At 74.3% G+C, this 12,663-nt stretch carries 12 protein-coding genes; 6 read left to right on the top strand and 6 right to left on the bottom strand.

Going from position 1 to position 12,663, the window contains the following annotated elements; genetic code table 11:
• Window positions 1-3 precede the first annotated feature (3 nt).
• The gene (locus tag ACIQUQ_RS17165; RefSeq protein ID WP_403976438.1) at window positions 4-2,097 is read right to left on the bottom strand and encodes a biotin carboxylase N-terminal domain-containing protein; all 2,094 of its coding nucleotides are present in this window, start codon (window positions 2,095-2,097) and stop codon (window positions 4-6) included.
• Window positions 2,098-2,117: 20 nt separating this feature from the next.
• Entirely contained in the window at window positions 2,118-3,734 is a 1,617-nt protein-coding gene (locus tag ACIQUQ_RS17170; RefSeq protein ID WP_403976440.1) for a carboxyl transferase domain-containing protein, read from the bottom strand.
• 89 nt (window positions 3,735-3,823) lie between these two features.
• Here ACIQUQ_RS17170 and ACIQUQ_RS17175 point away from each other — a divergent pair, with 89 nt between their 5' ends.
• From ACIQUQ_RS17175 to ACIQUQ_RS17190, 4 genes are all read left to right on the top strand, one after another.
• Entirely contained in the window at window positions 3,824-4,402 is a 579-nt protein-coding gene (locus ACIQUQ_RS17175; protein WP_399950270.1) for a TetR/AcrR family transcriptional regulator, read from the top strand.
• A 132-nt stretch (window positions 4,403-4,534) separates the two neighbouring features.
• Window positions 4,535-5,320 carry a phosphatase gene (locus tag ACIQUQ_RS17180; RefSeq protein ID WP_403976442.1) on the top strand — a complete coding sequence of 262 codons (786 nt, stop codon included), beginning with the start codon at window positions 4,535-4,537 and terminating at the stop codon, window positions 5,318-5,320.
• Between the two features lie 100 nt (window positions 5,321-5,420).
• Window positions 5,421-5,630: a type II toxin-antitoxin system VapB family antitoxin gene (locus ACIQUQ_RS17185; RefSeq protein ID WP_403976444.1), complete on the top strand. Its 210-nt coding sequence runs from the start codon at window positions 5,421-5,423 to the stop codon at window positions 5,628-5,630.
• Window positions 5,627-6,049, top strand: a complete 423-nt coding sequence (locus ACIQUQ_RS17190; protein WP_403976446.1) for a PIN domain nuclease — start codon at window positions 5,627-5,629, stop codon at window positions 6,047-6,049. The genes ACIQUQ_RS17185 and ACIQUQ_RS17190 overlap by 4 nt, the downstream gene beginning before the upstream one ends.
• Here ACIQUQ_RS17190 and ACIQUQ_RS17195 read toward each other — a convergent pair whose 3' ends face one another.
• Both ACIQUQ_RS17195 and ACIQUQ_RS17200 read right to left on the bottom strand, forming a co-directional pair.
• Window positions 6,050-6,922, bottom strand: coding sequence for an acyl-CoA thioesterase (locus ACIQUQ_RS17195; protein WP_403976448.1), 873 nt, complete (start codon window positions 6,920-6,922; stop codon window positions 6,050-6,052). It lies immediately after the preceding gene.
• A gap of 6 nt (window positions 6,923-6,928) precedes the next feature.
• Window positions 6,929-8,086, bottom strand: a complete 1,158-nt coding sequence (locus ACIQUQ_RS17200) for an acyl-CoA dehydrogenase family protein (RefSeq protein WP_399950280.1) — start codon at window positions 8,084-8,086, stop codon at window positions 6,929-6,931.
• A 296-nt stretch (window positions 8,087-8,382) separates the two neighbouring features.
• Here ACIQUQ_RS17200 and ACIQUQ_RS17205 point away from each other — a divergent pair, with 296 nt between their 5' ends.
• The gene (locus ACIQUQ_RS17205; protein WP_403976450.1) at window positions 8,383-9,081 is read left to right on the top strand and encodes an IclR family transcriptional regulator; all 699 of its coding nucleotides are present in this window, start codon (window positions 8,383-8,385) and stop codon (window positions 9,079-9,081) included.
• Window positions 9,082-9,498: 417 nt separating this feature from the next.
• On the opposite strand, the gene ACIQUQ_RS17210 is transcribed toward ACIQUQ_RS17205, so the two are convergent.
• Window positions 9,499-9,894 carry a GNAT family N-acetyltransferase gene (locus tag ACIQUQ_RS17210; protein WP_403976452.1) on the bottom strand — a complete coding sequence of 132 codons (396 nt, stop codon included), beginning with the start codon at window positions 9,892-9,894 and terminating at the stop codon, window positions 9,499-9,501.
• 139 nt (window positions 9,895-10,033) lie between these two features.
• On the opposite strand from ACIQUQ_RS17210, the gene ACIQUQ_RS17215 reads away from it, so the two are divergent.
• Window positions 10,034-10,537, top strand: a complete 504-nt coding sequence (locus ACIQUQ_RS17215; RefSeq protein ID WP_399950289.1) for a hypothetical protein — start codon at window positions 10,034-10,036, stop codon at window positions 10,535-10,537.
• A 336-nt stretch (window positions 10,538-10,873) separates the two neighbouring features.
• On the opposite strand, the gene ACIQUQ_RS17220 is transcribed toward ACIQUQ_RS17215, so the two are convergent.
• Window positions 10,874-12,631 (bottom strand): helix-turn-helix domain-containing protein, encoded by a 1,758-nt coding sequence (locus ACIQUQ_RS17220; RefSeq protein WP_403976454.1) that lies wholly within the window; start codon window positions 12,629-12,631, stop codon window positions 10,874-10,876.
• Window positions 12,632-12,663: the final 32 nt, after the last annotated feature.

The following is a 12,663-nucleotide window of genomic DNA, read 5'->3' on the forward strand; positions in this document are numbered from 1 at the left end:
CGGTCACCGCTCCTCCTCCGTCTCGTCGGGGGTGACCACGGCCAGGACCTGGTCCATGGCGACCGTGGTGCCGGGCGTGACGTCCAGTTCGGTGACGGTGCCGGCGTGCGGGGCGGAGATGGCGTGCTCCATCTTCATGGCCTCGACGACCAGCAGGGTCTGGCCGGCGGCCACCTGGTCGCCGACGGCGACCTTGACCACCGTGACCGTGCCGGGCATGGGGGCCGCGAGGGTGTCCGCGCCCGCGTGGGCACGGCCGCTGAGGCTCGCCTCGACCGGGTCGTGGGCGATGAGGTGCCAGGAGTCGCCGTCGCGGCCGAGCCAGGTCCCCTCCGGGGAGGCGGCGTACGCGAACCTGTGCGTGACGCCGTCCAGTTCCAGGGTGACGTGGTCCTGGGCGCGCTGCACGATGCGGGCGGAGGCCGCTGCGCGGGGCTGCCCCTCCCCGCCCTTCTCCCGTTCACCGGGGGCTCCGCCCCCGGACCCCCGGTCCTCAAGCGCCGGACGGGCTGGATCCACACCCAGGAGGACCTCGGTGCCGCCGGTCGCCGACCGGCGGGTGCGCACTTCCGTCGGGTCCTGGCCCGGGATGCGGAAGTGGCGGACGGTCCAGGCGGGGGTGCCGCCCATGCGCCAGCCGTTGGCGGTGCCGAACGGGTCGACCCAGCCCGTGCCGTCCTGCCGGGAGGCCTCGCCGTCCAGCAGGGCCGCGGCCGCGTACACCTCCGGCGGGACGCCCTCCGGCAGGAGCTCCGACAGGTCGCGTTCCACCAGGCCGGTGTCCATGTCGCCCGAGACCACCGACGGGTGGGCCAGCAGGCGGCGCAGGAAGCCGGTGTTCGTCGGGACGCCCAGGATGACCGTTTCCGCGAGTGCGGCCCGCAGCGAGCGGATGGCCGCGGCGCGGTCCGGGCCCCAGGCGATCACCTTGGAGAGCATCGGGTCGTACGTGCTGCCCACGTCCACCCCGGCCGTCAGGCCGGAGTCGGTGCGGACCGTGCCGCCCGAGGGCTCGGCCAGCGAGAGCACCCGGCCGCCCGACGGGAGGAAGCCGCGGGAGGGGTCCTCCGCGCAGACGCGGGCCTCGATGGCGTGGCCGGTGAGGACGACCTCGTCCTGGGTGAGGTCCAGCCGCCCGCCCGCCGCCACGCGGAGCTGCTGCTCCACGAGGTCGAGGCCGGTGACCAGTTCGGTGACGGGGTGCTCGACCTGGAGGCGGGTGTTCATCTCCATGAAGTAGTACGAGGAGGGGTCGCCGCCCGGGACGATGAACTCCACGGTGCCCGCGCCGACGTACCCGCAGGAGCGGGCCGCGGAGACCGCCGCCTCGCCCATCGCGGCCCGGATCTCCGGGGTCAGCAGCACCGAGGGGGCCTCCTCGACCACCTTCTGGTGCCGGCGCTGCAGCGAGCACTCGCGCTCGCCGAGGTGCACCACGTTCCCGTGGCCGTCGGCCAGCACCTGGATCTCGATGTGCCGGGGGCGGTCGATCCACCGCTCTACCAGCAGCGTGTCGTCCCCGAAGGAGGAGCGGGCCTCGCGGCGCGCCGCGGCGATCTCCTCGCCCAGCACCGCCTCGTCCCGCACCAGCCGCATGCCCTTGCCGCCGCCGCCCGCGGAGGGCTTGAGCAGCACCGGCATGCCGATCTCCAGCGCGGCGGCGGTCAGTTCGGCGTCGGTGAGGCCGCTGCCCGAGGAACCGGGCACCACGGGGACGCCCGCGGCCTTCACCGTCTCCTTGGCCCGGATCTTGTCGCCCATCAGGGAGATCGCCTCGGCCGGCGGCCCGATGAAGGCGAGGCCGGCCTCGGCGCAGGCCGCCGCGAAGACGGCGTTCTCCGCGAGGAAGCCGTACCCCGGGTGGACCGCCTGGGCGCCGGTGCGCCGGGCCGCGTCGATCAGCTTCGGGACCGAGAGGTAGCTCTCGGCGGCCGCGGCCGGGCCGATGCGGACGGCCGTGTCGGCCTCGCGCACGTGCTTCGCGTCGGCGTCGGCGTCGCTGAACACGGTCACCGACCGCACGCCCAGCTCCCGCAGGGTGCGGATGACGCGGTCGGCGATCTCGCCGCGGTTGGCGACGAGAACGGTGGAAAACATGCTGCTCGTGGTCACGGTCCTCACATCCGGAAGATGCCGAAGCCGGGCTCACCCAGCGGGGCGTTGGCGCAGGCGGTCAGGGCGAGTCCCAGCACCTGCCGGGTCTCCATGGGGTCGATCACGCCGTCGTCCCACAGGCGGGCGGTGGCGTAGTAGGCGTTGCCCTGCTCGTCGTACTGGGCGCGGACGGGGTCCTTGAAGGTCTCCTCGTCGTCCTGCGACCAGTACTCGCCGCGGGCCTCCAGCTGGTCGCGCTTGACCGTGGCCAGCACGGACGCGGCCTGCTCGCCGCCCATCACGGAGATCTTGGCGTTGGGCCACATCCACAGGAAGCGGGGCGAGTACGCGCGGCCGCACATCGAGTAGTTGCCCGCGCCGTAGGAGCCGCCGACGACGACCGTCAGCTTCGGCACGCGGGTGCAGGCCACGGCCGTCACCATCTTGGCGCCGTGCTTGGCGATGCCGCCCGCCTCGTAGTCGCGGCCGACCATGAAGCCGGAGATGTTCTGGAGGAACAGCAGTGGGATGCCGCGCTGGTCGCACAGCTCGATGAAGTGCGCGCCCTTCTGGGCGGACTCGGAGAACAGGATGCCGTTGTTCGCGACGATGCCGACCGGGTGGCCGTGGATCCGGGCGAAGCCGGTGACCAGGGTCTGGCCGTACTCGGACTTGAACTCCTGGAAGCGGGAGCCGTCCACGATCCGCGCGATGATCTCGCGGGCGTCGTACGGGGTGCGGGAGTCCACCGGCACCGCGCCGTACAGCCCGGCCGGGTCGACCTTCGGCTCCTCGGGTGCCTCGACGGGCCAGGGCAGCGGGCCGCGCTCGGGGAGGGTGGCCACGATGTTGCGAACGATCCGCAGCGCGTGGGCGTCGTCCTCGGCCAGGTGGTCGGTGACGCCCGAGGTGCGCGAGTGGACCTCGCCGCCGCCCAGCTCCTCGGCCGTGACCACCTCGCCGGTGGCGGCCTTCACCAGCGGCGGGCCGCCCAGGAAGATCGTGCCCTGGTTGCGGACGATCACGGCCTCGTCGCTCATGGCCGGGACGTACGCGCCGCCCGCCGTGCAGGAGCCGAGCACGGCCGCGATCTGCGGGATGCCGGCGCCGGACATGCGGGCCTGGTTGTAGAAGATCCGGCCGAAGTGCTCGCGGTCCGGGAAGACCTCGTCCTGCATGGGCAGGAAGGCGCCGCCGGAGTCGACGAGGTAGAGGCAGGGCAGCCGGTTCTCCAGCGCCACCTCCTGCGCGCGCAGGTGCTTCTTGACGGTCATCGGGTAGTACGTGCCGCCCTTGACCGTGGCGTCGTTCGCGACGATCACGCACTCGCGGCCGCTGACCCGCCCGATGCCGGCGATCACCCCGGCGGCCGGGGCGGCCCCGCCGTACATCTCCTCGGCGGCCAGCGGGGCCAGCTCCAGGAAGGGCGAACCGGGGTCGAGGAGGGTGTCCACCCGGTCGCGCGGCAGGAGCTTCCCGCGCGCGGTGTGCTTGGCGCGGGCCTTCTCGCCGCCGCCTTCCCTGGCGGCCGCGAGCCGGGCCCGCAGGCCCTCCGTCAGCTCCTGGTGGGCGGCCTCGTTGGTCCGCCAGGCTTCGGACGCCGGATCGGCGGCGCTCGCCAGCACTGGTGCCTGCTGCATCCCTCGAGCTCCCTTGCTCGGTTAATGAGCGTTAACGCGTTTCCCCAAAGGTTAACGAGCGCTAACAGCCCTGTCTAGAATGAATTCCCATGAGCACCCGAGCCGCCGCCCCGACCCGTCGCGAGCAGATCCTCAAAGAGGCCGCTCGCCTCTTCGCCGAGCGCGGGTTCCACGGCGTCGGCGTGGACGAGATAGGGGCCGCCGTGGGCATCTCCGGCCCCGGCCTCTACCGCCACTTCGCGGGCAAGGACGCGATGCTCGCCGAGCTGCTGGTCGGCATCAGCGAGCGGCTGCTGACCGGCGGCCGCTACCGGGTGGCCGAGGCGGACGGGGACCCGGGCCTCGTACTCGCCTCGCTCATCGACGGGCACATCGACTTCGCGCTCGACGACCGGCCGCTGATCACCCTGCACGACCGCGAGCTGGACCGGCTGCGCGACACCGACCGCAAGCTGGTCCGCCAGCTCCAGCGCCAGTACGTCGAGCTGTGGGTCGAGGTCGTCAGCAAGCTCCACCCCCAGGTCGCCGAGGCCGAGGTCCGGGTGGCCGTCCACGCGGTCTTCGGCCTGCTGAACTCCACGCCCCACCTGGGGCCGCTCGGCCGCGAGGCCACCGAATCGCTGCTGCGCCGGCTCGCGCACGGGGCCTTCGCCGCACTGTCCGGCTGACCCGGCCGGCCGCCGCGGGTCGCGCACGGGGGCCTTCGCCGCGCTGCTCGGCCGCCCCGGCCGGCAGCGGCGCCCGTCCGCCTGGCGGAACTCCGCCCGCGCGGGCGCCCCGGCGGCGGCAGAATGATCCCCATGCCGATACCCAGCCGAGCCGAACTCGTCGACCACCTCGTCCGCACGCGGATCGCCGGTGACGTCGCCACGCCCCGCGACAACAACCTCAGCCACTACCGCAAGCTCGCCAACGGCGACCGCCACTACTGGCTGGGCCTGGAGCTGGGGGACCGCTGGACGGACGAGCAGGACGTACTGGCCGTGATGGCGGAGCGGTGCGGCGTCGTCGACGACCCCGGGCACCGGTACGGGCAGGACACCATCGACCCCGAGCTGACCGTCGACGCCCTCGACCGGCTGGCCGCGCGCCTGCGCAAGGCCGCCGTCGACCGGCAGAGCGTCCTGCTCGCCACCGGCCACCCGGGCGGCCTGCTCGACGTCCACCGGGCCACGGCGGCCGCGCTGCGCGCCGCGGGCTGCGAGATCGTGGTGATCCCGTCGGGGCTGCACGCGGACGAGGCGCAGGTGTGGCAGTTCGCCGACGTCGCGGTCCTGGAGCGCGGGGCCACCCTGTGGCACACCCATTCCCCGGAGCCGATGGCCGCCATCCTCGACGGCCTGGCCGCCGAAGGGCGCCCGCAGCCGGACCTGGTCGTCGCGGACCACGGCTGGGCGGGCTGCGCCGGACAGCGCGGGCTCGACTCCGTCGGGTACGCGGACTGCAACGACCCGGCGCTCTTCCTCGGCGAGGCGGAGGGCACCCTCCAGGTCGTGGTCCCCCTGGACGACCACGTCCGCGACCCGCGCTACTACGACCCGATGGTGGCGTACCTCCTGGACGGGGCGGGGCTGCTGGAGGCGTGACGGCGCCGCGTGCGCGGCTCACCCGTCCGGGTGGCGTGCATTGCTGTGGATCTTCGGCGGACCTAGGCTGCATATGTGGCCTAGGCGCGGAGGATATGCAGTGTCGAACCTTTACGTGGATGTGGACGACGCGGCGCTGAGTGAGGCTGCCTCGATACTGGGGACGAAGACCAAGAAGGACACGGTCAACGCCGCTCTCCTTGAGGTGGCCAGGCGCCACCGCCGACTTCAAGCGCTGGAGAAACTGTCAGCGATGGGTGAGCGGGGCGACTTCGACATCCTCCTGGACAAGAGGAACTACCGCAGGTGAGCCCAGTCACGCATCTGGTCGACACCTCCGCAGCCGCTCGCCTCATGACCAACAAGCAGGCGAGGACCGGGTGGAGCGACCACCTCGCGGAGGGTGTCGTGGCCCTGTGCGACATCACCGAGCTCGAGATCCTCTTCTCGGCGCGGTCCCTCGGCGACAGGTTGGAGAAGGAAGAACTCCTCGGCGAGCTCTTCAACCGGGTCCCCGTGCACGACGAAGTGTTCCGGCGTGCCAAACGGGTGCAAAGGCTGCTCACCGATCGGGGAGAGCACCGCAGTAGCGGGCCGGTCGATCTCCTCGTAGCCGCAACCGCGGAGCTGAACGGTCTGACCGTCCTGCACTACGACACCGACTTCGAGACGGTGGCCCGGGCGACCGGGCAGCCCACTGTGTGGGTCGCCCCGCCCGGCACCCTCTAGTCAGCGCGGGACGCGGACGACGCCCTCCTGGATGACCGTGATGGCCAGCTGTCCGTCCTGGGTGTAGATGCGGGCCTGGCCCAGGCCGCGGCCGCCGTGGGCCGAGGGCGACTCCTGGTCGTACAGCAGCCACTCGTCCGCCCGGAACGGCCGGTGGAACCACATCGCGTGGTCCAGCGAGGCCCCGACCACGTCCCCGACGGCCCAGCCGCCGCGGCCGTGCGCGAGCAGCACCGAGTCGAGCAGGGTCATGTCCGACACGTACGTGGCCAGGCAGATGTGCAGCATCGGGTCGTCCGCCAGCTTGCCCGCCGTGCGGAACCACACCTGGGAGTGCGGGTCGAGGGGTTCTCCGACGGTGCCCCAGGGCGGGGTGGTCGCGTACCGCAGGTCCACCGCGCCGCGCGCCTCCAGTAAACGCTCCACCGTGCCCGGGTCGCGGAAGACGTCCCGGTACGCCGGCAGTGCCGCGGAGGCCGTGGGCAGCGACTCGGGGTCCGGGGCAGGCGGCATCGGGGCCTGGTGGTCCAGCCCCTCCTCGTACGTCTGGAAGGACGCGGAGAGGTGGAAGATCGGGTGCCCGTGCTGGACCGCGACGACCCGGCGGGTGGTGAAGGAGCGCCCGTCCCGGATCCGGTCCACGGAGTACACGATCGGGGCGCCCGGGTCGCCGGGGCGCAGGAAGTACGAGTGCAGCGAGTGGGCGGTGCGGTCGGCGGGCACGGTACGGCCGGCCGCGACCAGTGCCTGGGCCGCGACCTGACCGCCGAAGACCCGCGGCACCAGCGACTGGCGGCTGGTCCCGCGGAAGATGTTCTCCTCGATCTGCTCCAGGTCGAGCAGATCGAGGAGCTCGTTGAGTGCCGCGTTCAAGGCTGGCTACAGGCCCATCGACTTGGCGATGATCGACTTCATGATCTCGCTGGTGCCGCCGTAGATGCGGTTGACGCGGTTGTCGGCGTACAGGCGCGCGATCGGGTACTCGTTCATGTAGCCGTAGCCGCCGTGCAGCTGGAGGCAGCGGTCGATGACGCGGTGTGCGACCTCGGTGCAGAAGAGCTTGGCGGAGGCGGCCTCGGCCGGGGTCAGCTCGTGGGCGTCCAGCGCCTCCAGGGCGCGGTCGGCGACGGCCTGGGCGGCGTCCGCCTCGGCCTGGCAGGCGGCCAGCTCGAACTTGGTGTTCTGGAAGTGGGCGACCGGCTTGCCGAAGACGGTGCGGTCCGTCACGTACTGCTGGGCGAACCGGATGGCGGCCTGGGCCTGGGCGTAGGCGCCGAAGGCGATGCCCCAGCGCTCGGAGGCCAGGTTGTGGCCGAGGTAGTAGAAGCCCTTGCCCTCCTCGCCGAGCAGGTCCTCGACCGGGACCTTGACGTCGACGAAGGCCAGCTCGGCGGTGTCGGAGGTGCGCAGGCCGAGCTTGTCGAGCTTGCGGCCGATCGAGTAGCCCTCGGACTTGGTGTCCACGGCGAAGAGGGAGATGCCGAAGCGGCGGTCGTCCTCGCGCGGGGCGGAGGTGCGGGCGCAGACGATCACGCGGTCGGCGTGGACGCCACCGGTGATGAAGGTCTTGGCGCCGTTGAGGACGTAGTGCGTGCCGTCCTCGGAGAGCTTGGCGGTGGTCTTCATGCCCGCGACGTCGGAGCCGGTGCCCGGCTCGGTCATCGCGAGGGCCCACATCTCCTCGCCGGAGACGAAGTTCGGGAGGTAGCGCTTCTTCTGCTCGTCGGAGGCGAGCATCTTGATGTACGGGAGGGCGAGCAGCACGTGCACGCCGGAGCCGCCGAAGTTCACGCCCGCGCGGGCGGTCTCCTCGTACAGGACGGCCTCGAACTTGTGGGTGTCCAGGCCCGCGCCGCCGAACTCCTCGGGGACGTTGATGCCGAAGATGCCGAGCTCGCCGAGCTTGTAGTAGAAGTCGCGCGGCGCCTGGCCGGCCGCGAACCACTCGTCGTAGACCGGGACGACCTCGGCCTCGATGAAGGCCCGGATGGTCTCCCGGAATGCCTCGTGGTCCTCGTTGAACACCGTACGGCGCACGGCCGCCTCCCTCCGTCGGGGCGGTCCGCCGCCCTTGGCTAAGCGCTTGCTCAGATCCTCAGATTAAGTTACCGGCGAGTTGTCCGCCTTGTCCAGAGCCGCGCCGGGAGGGGCCGGCGGGGCGGGACGTGACGTGCGGTACACGCGGGCCGGCGGGGGAGGCCCCGGATCCGCATGCCTTCCGGGACACGGCCCGAAAGCCTTCGCCGCCGGGCGGGGTGCCCGGCATCCTGCTGCGGTGCCCGCGGGCCGGGGGGCCCGGGGGCGAGCCGTACGACGTGATCGGGGGGACTGACATGGGGACGGACACGGCGGGCAGAACCGGCACCTCCACGCCGGGCCGCGGGGTGCTGGAGGGGGCGTTCGCGCTGCTGGAGGCGCTGCGCCTGCACGGGGACGAGGCCGGGGTGACGGAGCTGGCGCTGACCTGCGGCGTGCCCAAGGGCACCGTGCACCGGCTGCTGGACCAGCTGGTGGCGGTCGGCGCGGTGGAGCGGCGGGGCGCGCGGTACCGGGTGGGGCCGCAGATGTTCCGGCTCGGCCAGGGGTGGCAGCCGCACCCGGGCCTGCGGGCCGCCGCGCGGCTGCCGCTGCACCGGCTGCGCGGCGCGACGGGGGCGAGCGCGGTACTGGCCGTGATGCGGGACGACCTGGCGCTGACCGTCAGCTCGGTGCCGGGGGAGCTGGAGCCGCTGGTGCCCGTACGGGACGGGGTGAGCTTCCTGCTGGACACCGCCGCCGGGAAGGCCCTGCGCGGCCCGCGGAGCACCGGCCCGGTGCTGGACCGGGAGGACGTCATGGACCAGGTGGTCTGCGCGGCGGTCCCGGTACGGGCGCCCGACGGCCGCCCCGTCGCGGCACTGGCCGGCCTGGTCCGGGCCGGCCGCTCCCTGGACGCCCTGGCCCACGCGGTGGCCGAAGCGGGTCTGGCCATCACCCGCGCCCTGTCCCGAGGCCCGGGCGCGGTCCGGCTCCCGCCGGTGGCACGGCTCTGAGGGGCCGGAGGCGCAACCGGCCCCGGCCTGGACCCACTGGCCTGGGCCCACTGGCCCGGGCCGGGACCACCAGCCTGGCCCGGCGCGCCGGCGCGGCGTGTCGGTGCGGCGTGCGCGCCGGCCACTCGCTGTGAAGCGGCTGGGCCGCCTCGCCTCCCGCGGCTGCCCGCGGGGCCGAGGCTGGATCCTGCCGCGTGCCGCGTGCCGCCTGCCCGCCTGCCGGTCTTTCCTCCCCCTCGCCTCGTGGCGGGAAGGGCGGTGTTCGCGGGCCCCGGCCTCGTCGGGGTGGGGCCGTCGCTGGTGCGGACCGGGCCGGGTGGCTACAGGGCCAGTGGGCCGGCCGGTGGTTCCTTCTCGCCGCCTCGCGGCTCGCGGGCCTCGCTCTCGGCGGGGTGGGGGCGGTGCCGGGACGGGTGGCTACAGGGCCAGTAGGCCGGCCGGCGTTTCCTCGAAGCCGCAGGCGTCGAGGTAGAACGGGCGCAGGTGGGGTTCGAAGTCGACGTGCAGCCAGGCGCAGCCGGCCGTGCGGGCTCCGTCGGCGGCGGCCCGGACCAGGGCTGCGCCGGTGCCGCGCGACCGGTGGCGGCTGGACACCACCGTGTCGAGGACGAACGCGTGGGCGCCGCCGTCCCAGGCGACGTTGACGAAGCCGACCAGCGCGCCGTCCTCCCGGGCGCAGACCCAGCCGAGGCTGTGCCGCAGCAGGCGTTCGCGCCACTCCGTCCGGTCGACGGGGTGGCCGAAGCCGTCGGCGTGCAGGGCGTTCAGCGCGGCGTCGTCGACCTCGCCCCGCCACTCGTAGGTGATCTTCATGCCGCGATCGTACGGCCGTCCCGGAAGCCCGTTCCGCTCAGCGGAACGCGCGTAGAGTCGGGGCCGCCCGGGCGGGCAACGTAAGGGTCGTGCCGGGGAGCGCCCCGGTGAGAAGGAACCGAAAACGGGGGAGTGCGACATGAACACGAGCACGCAGCGCACCGCGATGACCCGCCGCGCGATGAAGGGGGCCGCGCGAGTGGCCGCCGCCGCGTGGCTGGGCCTCGGGGCCCTGGCCGTCGGGGCCGGGACCGCGCAGGCCGAGCCGATCGACTACGTGCGGATCGAGCTGCTGCAGCTGACCTGCCACCAGCAGAGCGAGGGCGACCACGACGAGGCGTACCTGAAGATCACCGACGCCAACGGCAACCAGGTGAAGGTCTGGCCGGGCACCGCCAAGTACCAGACCATGGGCACGAACTACGTCCGCTCGCTGACCGACGGCAACGGGAACGCGGCGCTGGTCCTCGGCAAGGAGCAGGCCCGCACGATGACCCTGTGGGACTACGACTCGACCAGCGGCGACGACAAGCTCGGCGCCACGCTGGCCACGGGCAGCGAGGCGGGTGCGGAGATCCAGTACCGCTCGCTGGAGGGCTCCGGCGGCGTCTACACGATCGCGTACCGCGTGATCGACATCTGAGCCGGCCGTGGCGGGTCCGCGCACCGTGACCATGCCGGCGTGCAAGACCGCCCGCCAGGGCGGCACCCCGGTCAAGGTCCCCGCGAGCCCGCCACCGCAAGGCAGACGGGAAACTCTCCCCGTTCACGGGGGGAGAGCACTTCAACAGTCCCACGCCCCGCACCGGGCAGGCGGGCGACTCCGGCGGCCCGGCCGTCTGGCACGTCCCCGGCACGCCCCGCCCCTCCCATGGCCAACGGCTTCCAGGCGGCCGGACCGTGGGCCGGGATCCCCAAGGCGATCGCCCTCGGCTTCCCGCCGTACGTGCACACCAGCTCGGCGAACATCCTGGCCGGCCTACGGGCCCGCGACGCCGCTGACCCCGCCGACGTCTCCGGCGCCGGCTTCGAGGTGACCGCCGACCCCTGACGCCGTGCGCAGGGCGAACCACAGTTCCATCCGGGTGTCCGCGTCGTCCAGGTCCCGGCCCAGCAGCGCGGCGGCCCGGGCCACGCGCTGGCGGACCGTGTTGCGGTGCACGCCCAGGGCGGCGGCCGTGCGGTCCCAGCTGCCGTGGTGGGCCAGCCAGCCGCGCAGCGTGTCGCGGAGCGCGGGGCCCAGGGGGCCGAGGAGCGCCTCGGCGTGGGCGCGGGCCTCGGCGGCGCCGACCAGGCCGGCCAGGCCGGTGTCGGTGTGCCGGGCCAGCGGGGTGCGGGCGCTCTCGGCCCGCTCCAGGGCGCGGGCGGCCTGGGCGTCCGCGACGGCCAGCGCGTCCGGCGCGGCGGGGGCGCTGACGCCGAGCCGCCAGCCCGGCTGCGGGGCGGGCGGCTGATCGGTGAGCAGGCGTACGTACGGGCCGTCGGCCGCGTAGAGCGCGGTGCCGAGGGCGCGGGCGAGGGCGCCCGGGTCGCCGGCGCCCTGCGCGTGGACGACGGTCCGGGCGCCGGGGCCGAGGGCGTCCGCGGCACTCGCGCCGAGCAGCAGCCGGACGAGGGCCGCGGCCTCGGCCCCGCCGCTCGCGGGCCGCGCGGTCAGCAGCGTCAGAAGTACGGCCGCGACCCCGGCGACGGTGTGGTCCCCGGCCCGCCGCCGCGGGGAGGCGATCCCGAGCACCGCCCGCGGGGATCCGGCGCCGCGAGCCGTACGAGCCTCCGGCGCCGCGGACCCCGCACCACCCGGGGTGCCCAGCGCGTACGCGGCCAGGTGCACACCGGCGACGGTCTCGCCGGCGGTCGCCACGGCCCCGGACGCCACCCGTGCGACCAGCAGCTCAAGCGCCGCCGCCACCTCGTCCCCGGGCGCGCTCCCGGCAGTGTGCAGGGCCCCGCCGTACCGCCCGCCGCCGGAGCCGCCGGGACGGAACCCCGGAGCCGCGGGGGCGCCGCCCGTGCCGGAGCCGTCCGGGAGAGCGGCGGCGCCGGGCCCGGGCGTGACGCCCGCGCCGCTCCGGGCGCCGGGTGCGCCCGGGGGCTCCGGTGTGCCGGTACCGGCCGGCTGCGGTTCCGGGAGGTACACCGCGGACCAGCCGTCCAGCGTCGCGGAGAGGCGGCGGAGCACCGACGGGACGGGGTCAGGGCGGGCGGCGGCGGAGGCCAGGGCCTGCTGGGCCTCCGTGACCCGGCGCAGCTCCCGCGTCCGGGCCTCGGCCATCAGCCGCCACACCGCGCGGGCCACGGCGGTGAAGGGCGTGCCGGCCGGCACCTCCACCAGCGGCAGCCCCTGCTCGGCGCAGGCCCGTACGAGTCCCTCGGGCACCACCTCGTGCACCGGCGCCACGCCGAAGCCGAGCGCCGCCACGCCCGCCGCGGCCAGCCGGGCGACGTACCCGGCGTAGCCCCCGGGGCCCGGGCCCAGCTCCTGGCCCGCCGTGAGCAGCAGTTCCCCGCCCAGGAGGTACGGGGAGGGGTCGGCCATCTCGGAGGCGTGGACGCCGTACACCTCGGCCCCCGTGCCGCCGGCCGCGTGCCGCAGCCCGAGCCCCTGGTCCCCGAGCAGCGCCGCCAGGGCCACCGGCGTCCCCTCGCCGCCGGGCCCCGGCCCCGGGTCCACCTCGTCCCGGGCCTGGTGGCCGGTCGCGGGCTCCGGGAGGCGGGGTCGCGGGTCGGTGGAGGGCATGGAGGGTCCGTACATTTCTGGAGGAGGCTATG

It is taken from the genome of Streptomyces sp. NPDC101118 (genome assembly GCF_044759445.1).
Taxonomy (GTDB): Bacteria; Actinomycetota; Actinomycetes; order Streptomycetales; family Streptomycetaceae; genus Streptomyces.

Bases quoted from the DNA above. Each gene is read 5' to 3' on its own strand.
- ACIQUQ_RS17165 (WP_403976438.1), bottom strand. From the start codon at position 2,097: ATGTTTTCCACCGTTCTCGTCGCCAACCGCGGCGAGATCGCCGACCGC.
- ACIQUQ_RS17170 (WP_403976440.1), bottom strand. From the start codon at position 3,734: ATGCAGCAGGCACCAGTGCTGGCGAGCGCCGCCGATCCGGCGTCCGAA.
- ACIQUQ_RS17175 (WP_399950270.1), top strand. From the start codon at position 3,824: ATGAGCACCCGAGCCGCCGCCCCGACCCGTCGCGAGCAGATCCTCAAA.
- ACIQUQ_RS17180 (WP_403976442.1), top strand. From the start codon at position 4,535: ATGCCGATACCCAGCCGAGCCGAACTCGTCGACCACCTCGTCCGCACG.
- ACIQUQ_RS17205 (WP_403976450.1), top strand. From the start codon at position 8,383: ATGGGGACGGACACGGCGGGCAGAACCGGCACCTCCACGCCGGGCCGC.
- ACIQUQ_RS17210 (WP_403976452.1), bottom strand. From the start codon at position 9,894: ATGAAGATCACCTACGAGTGGCGGGGCGAGGTCGACGACGCCGCGCTG.
- ACIQUQ_RS17215 (WP_399950289.1), top strand. From the start codon at position 10,034: ATGAACACGAGCACGCAGCGCACCGCGATGACCCGCCGCGCGATGAAG.
- ACIQUQ_RS17220 (WP_403976454.1), bottom strand. From the start codon at position 12,631: ATGCCCTCCACCGACCCGCGACCCCGCCTCCCGGAGCCCGCGACCGGC.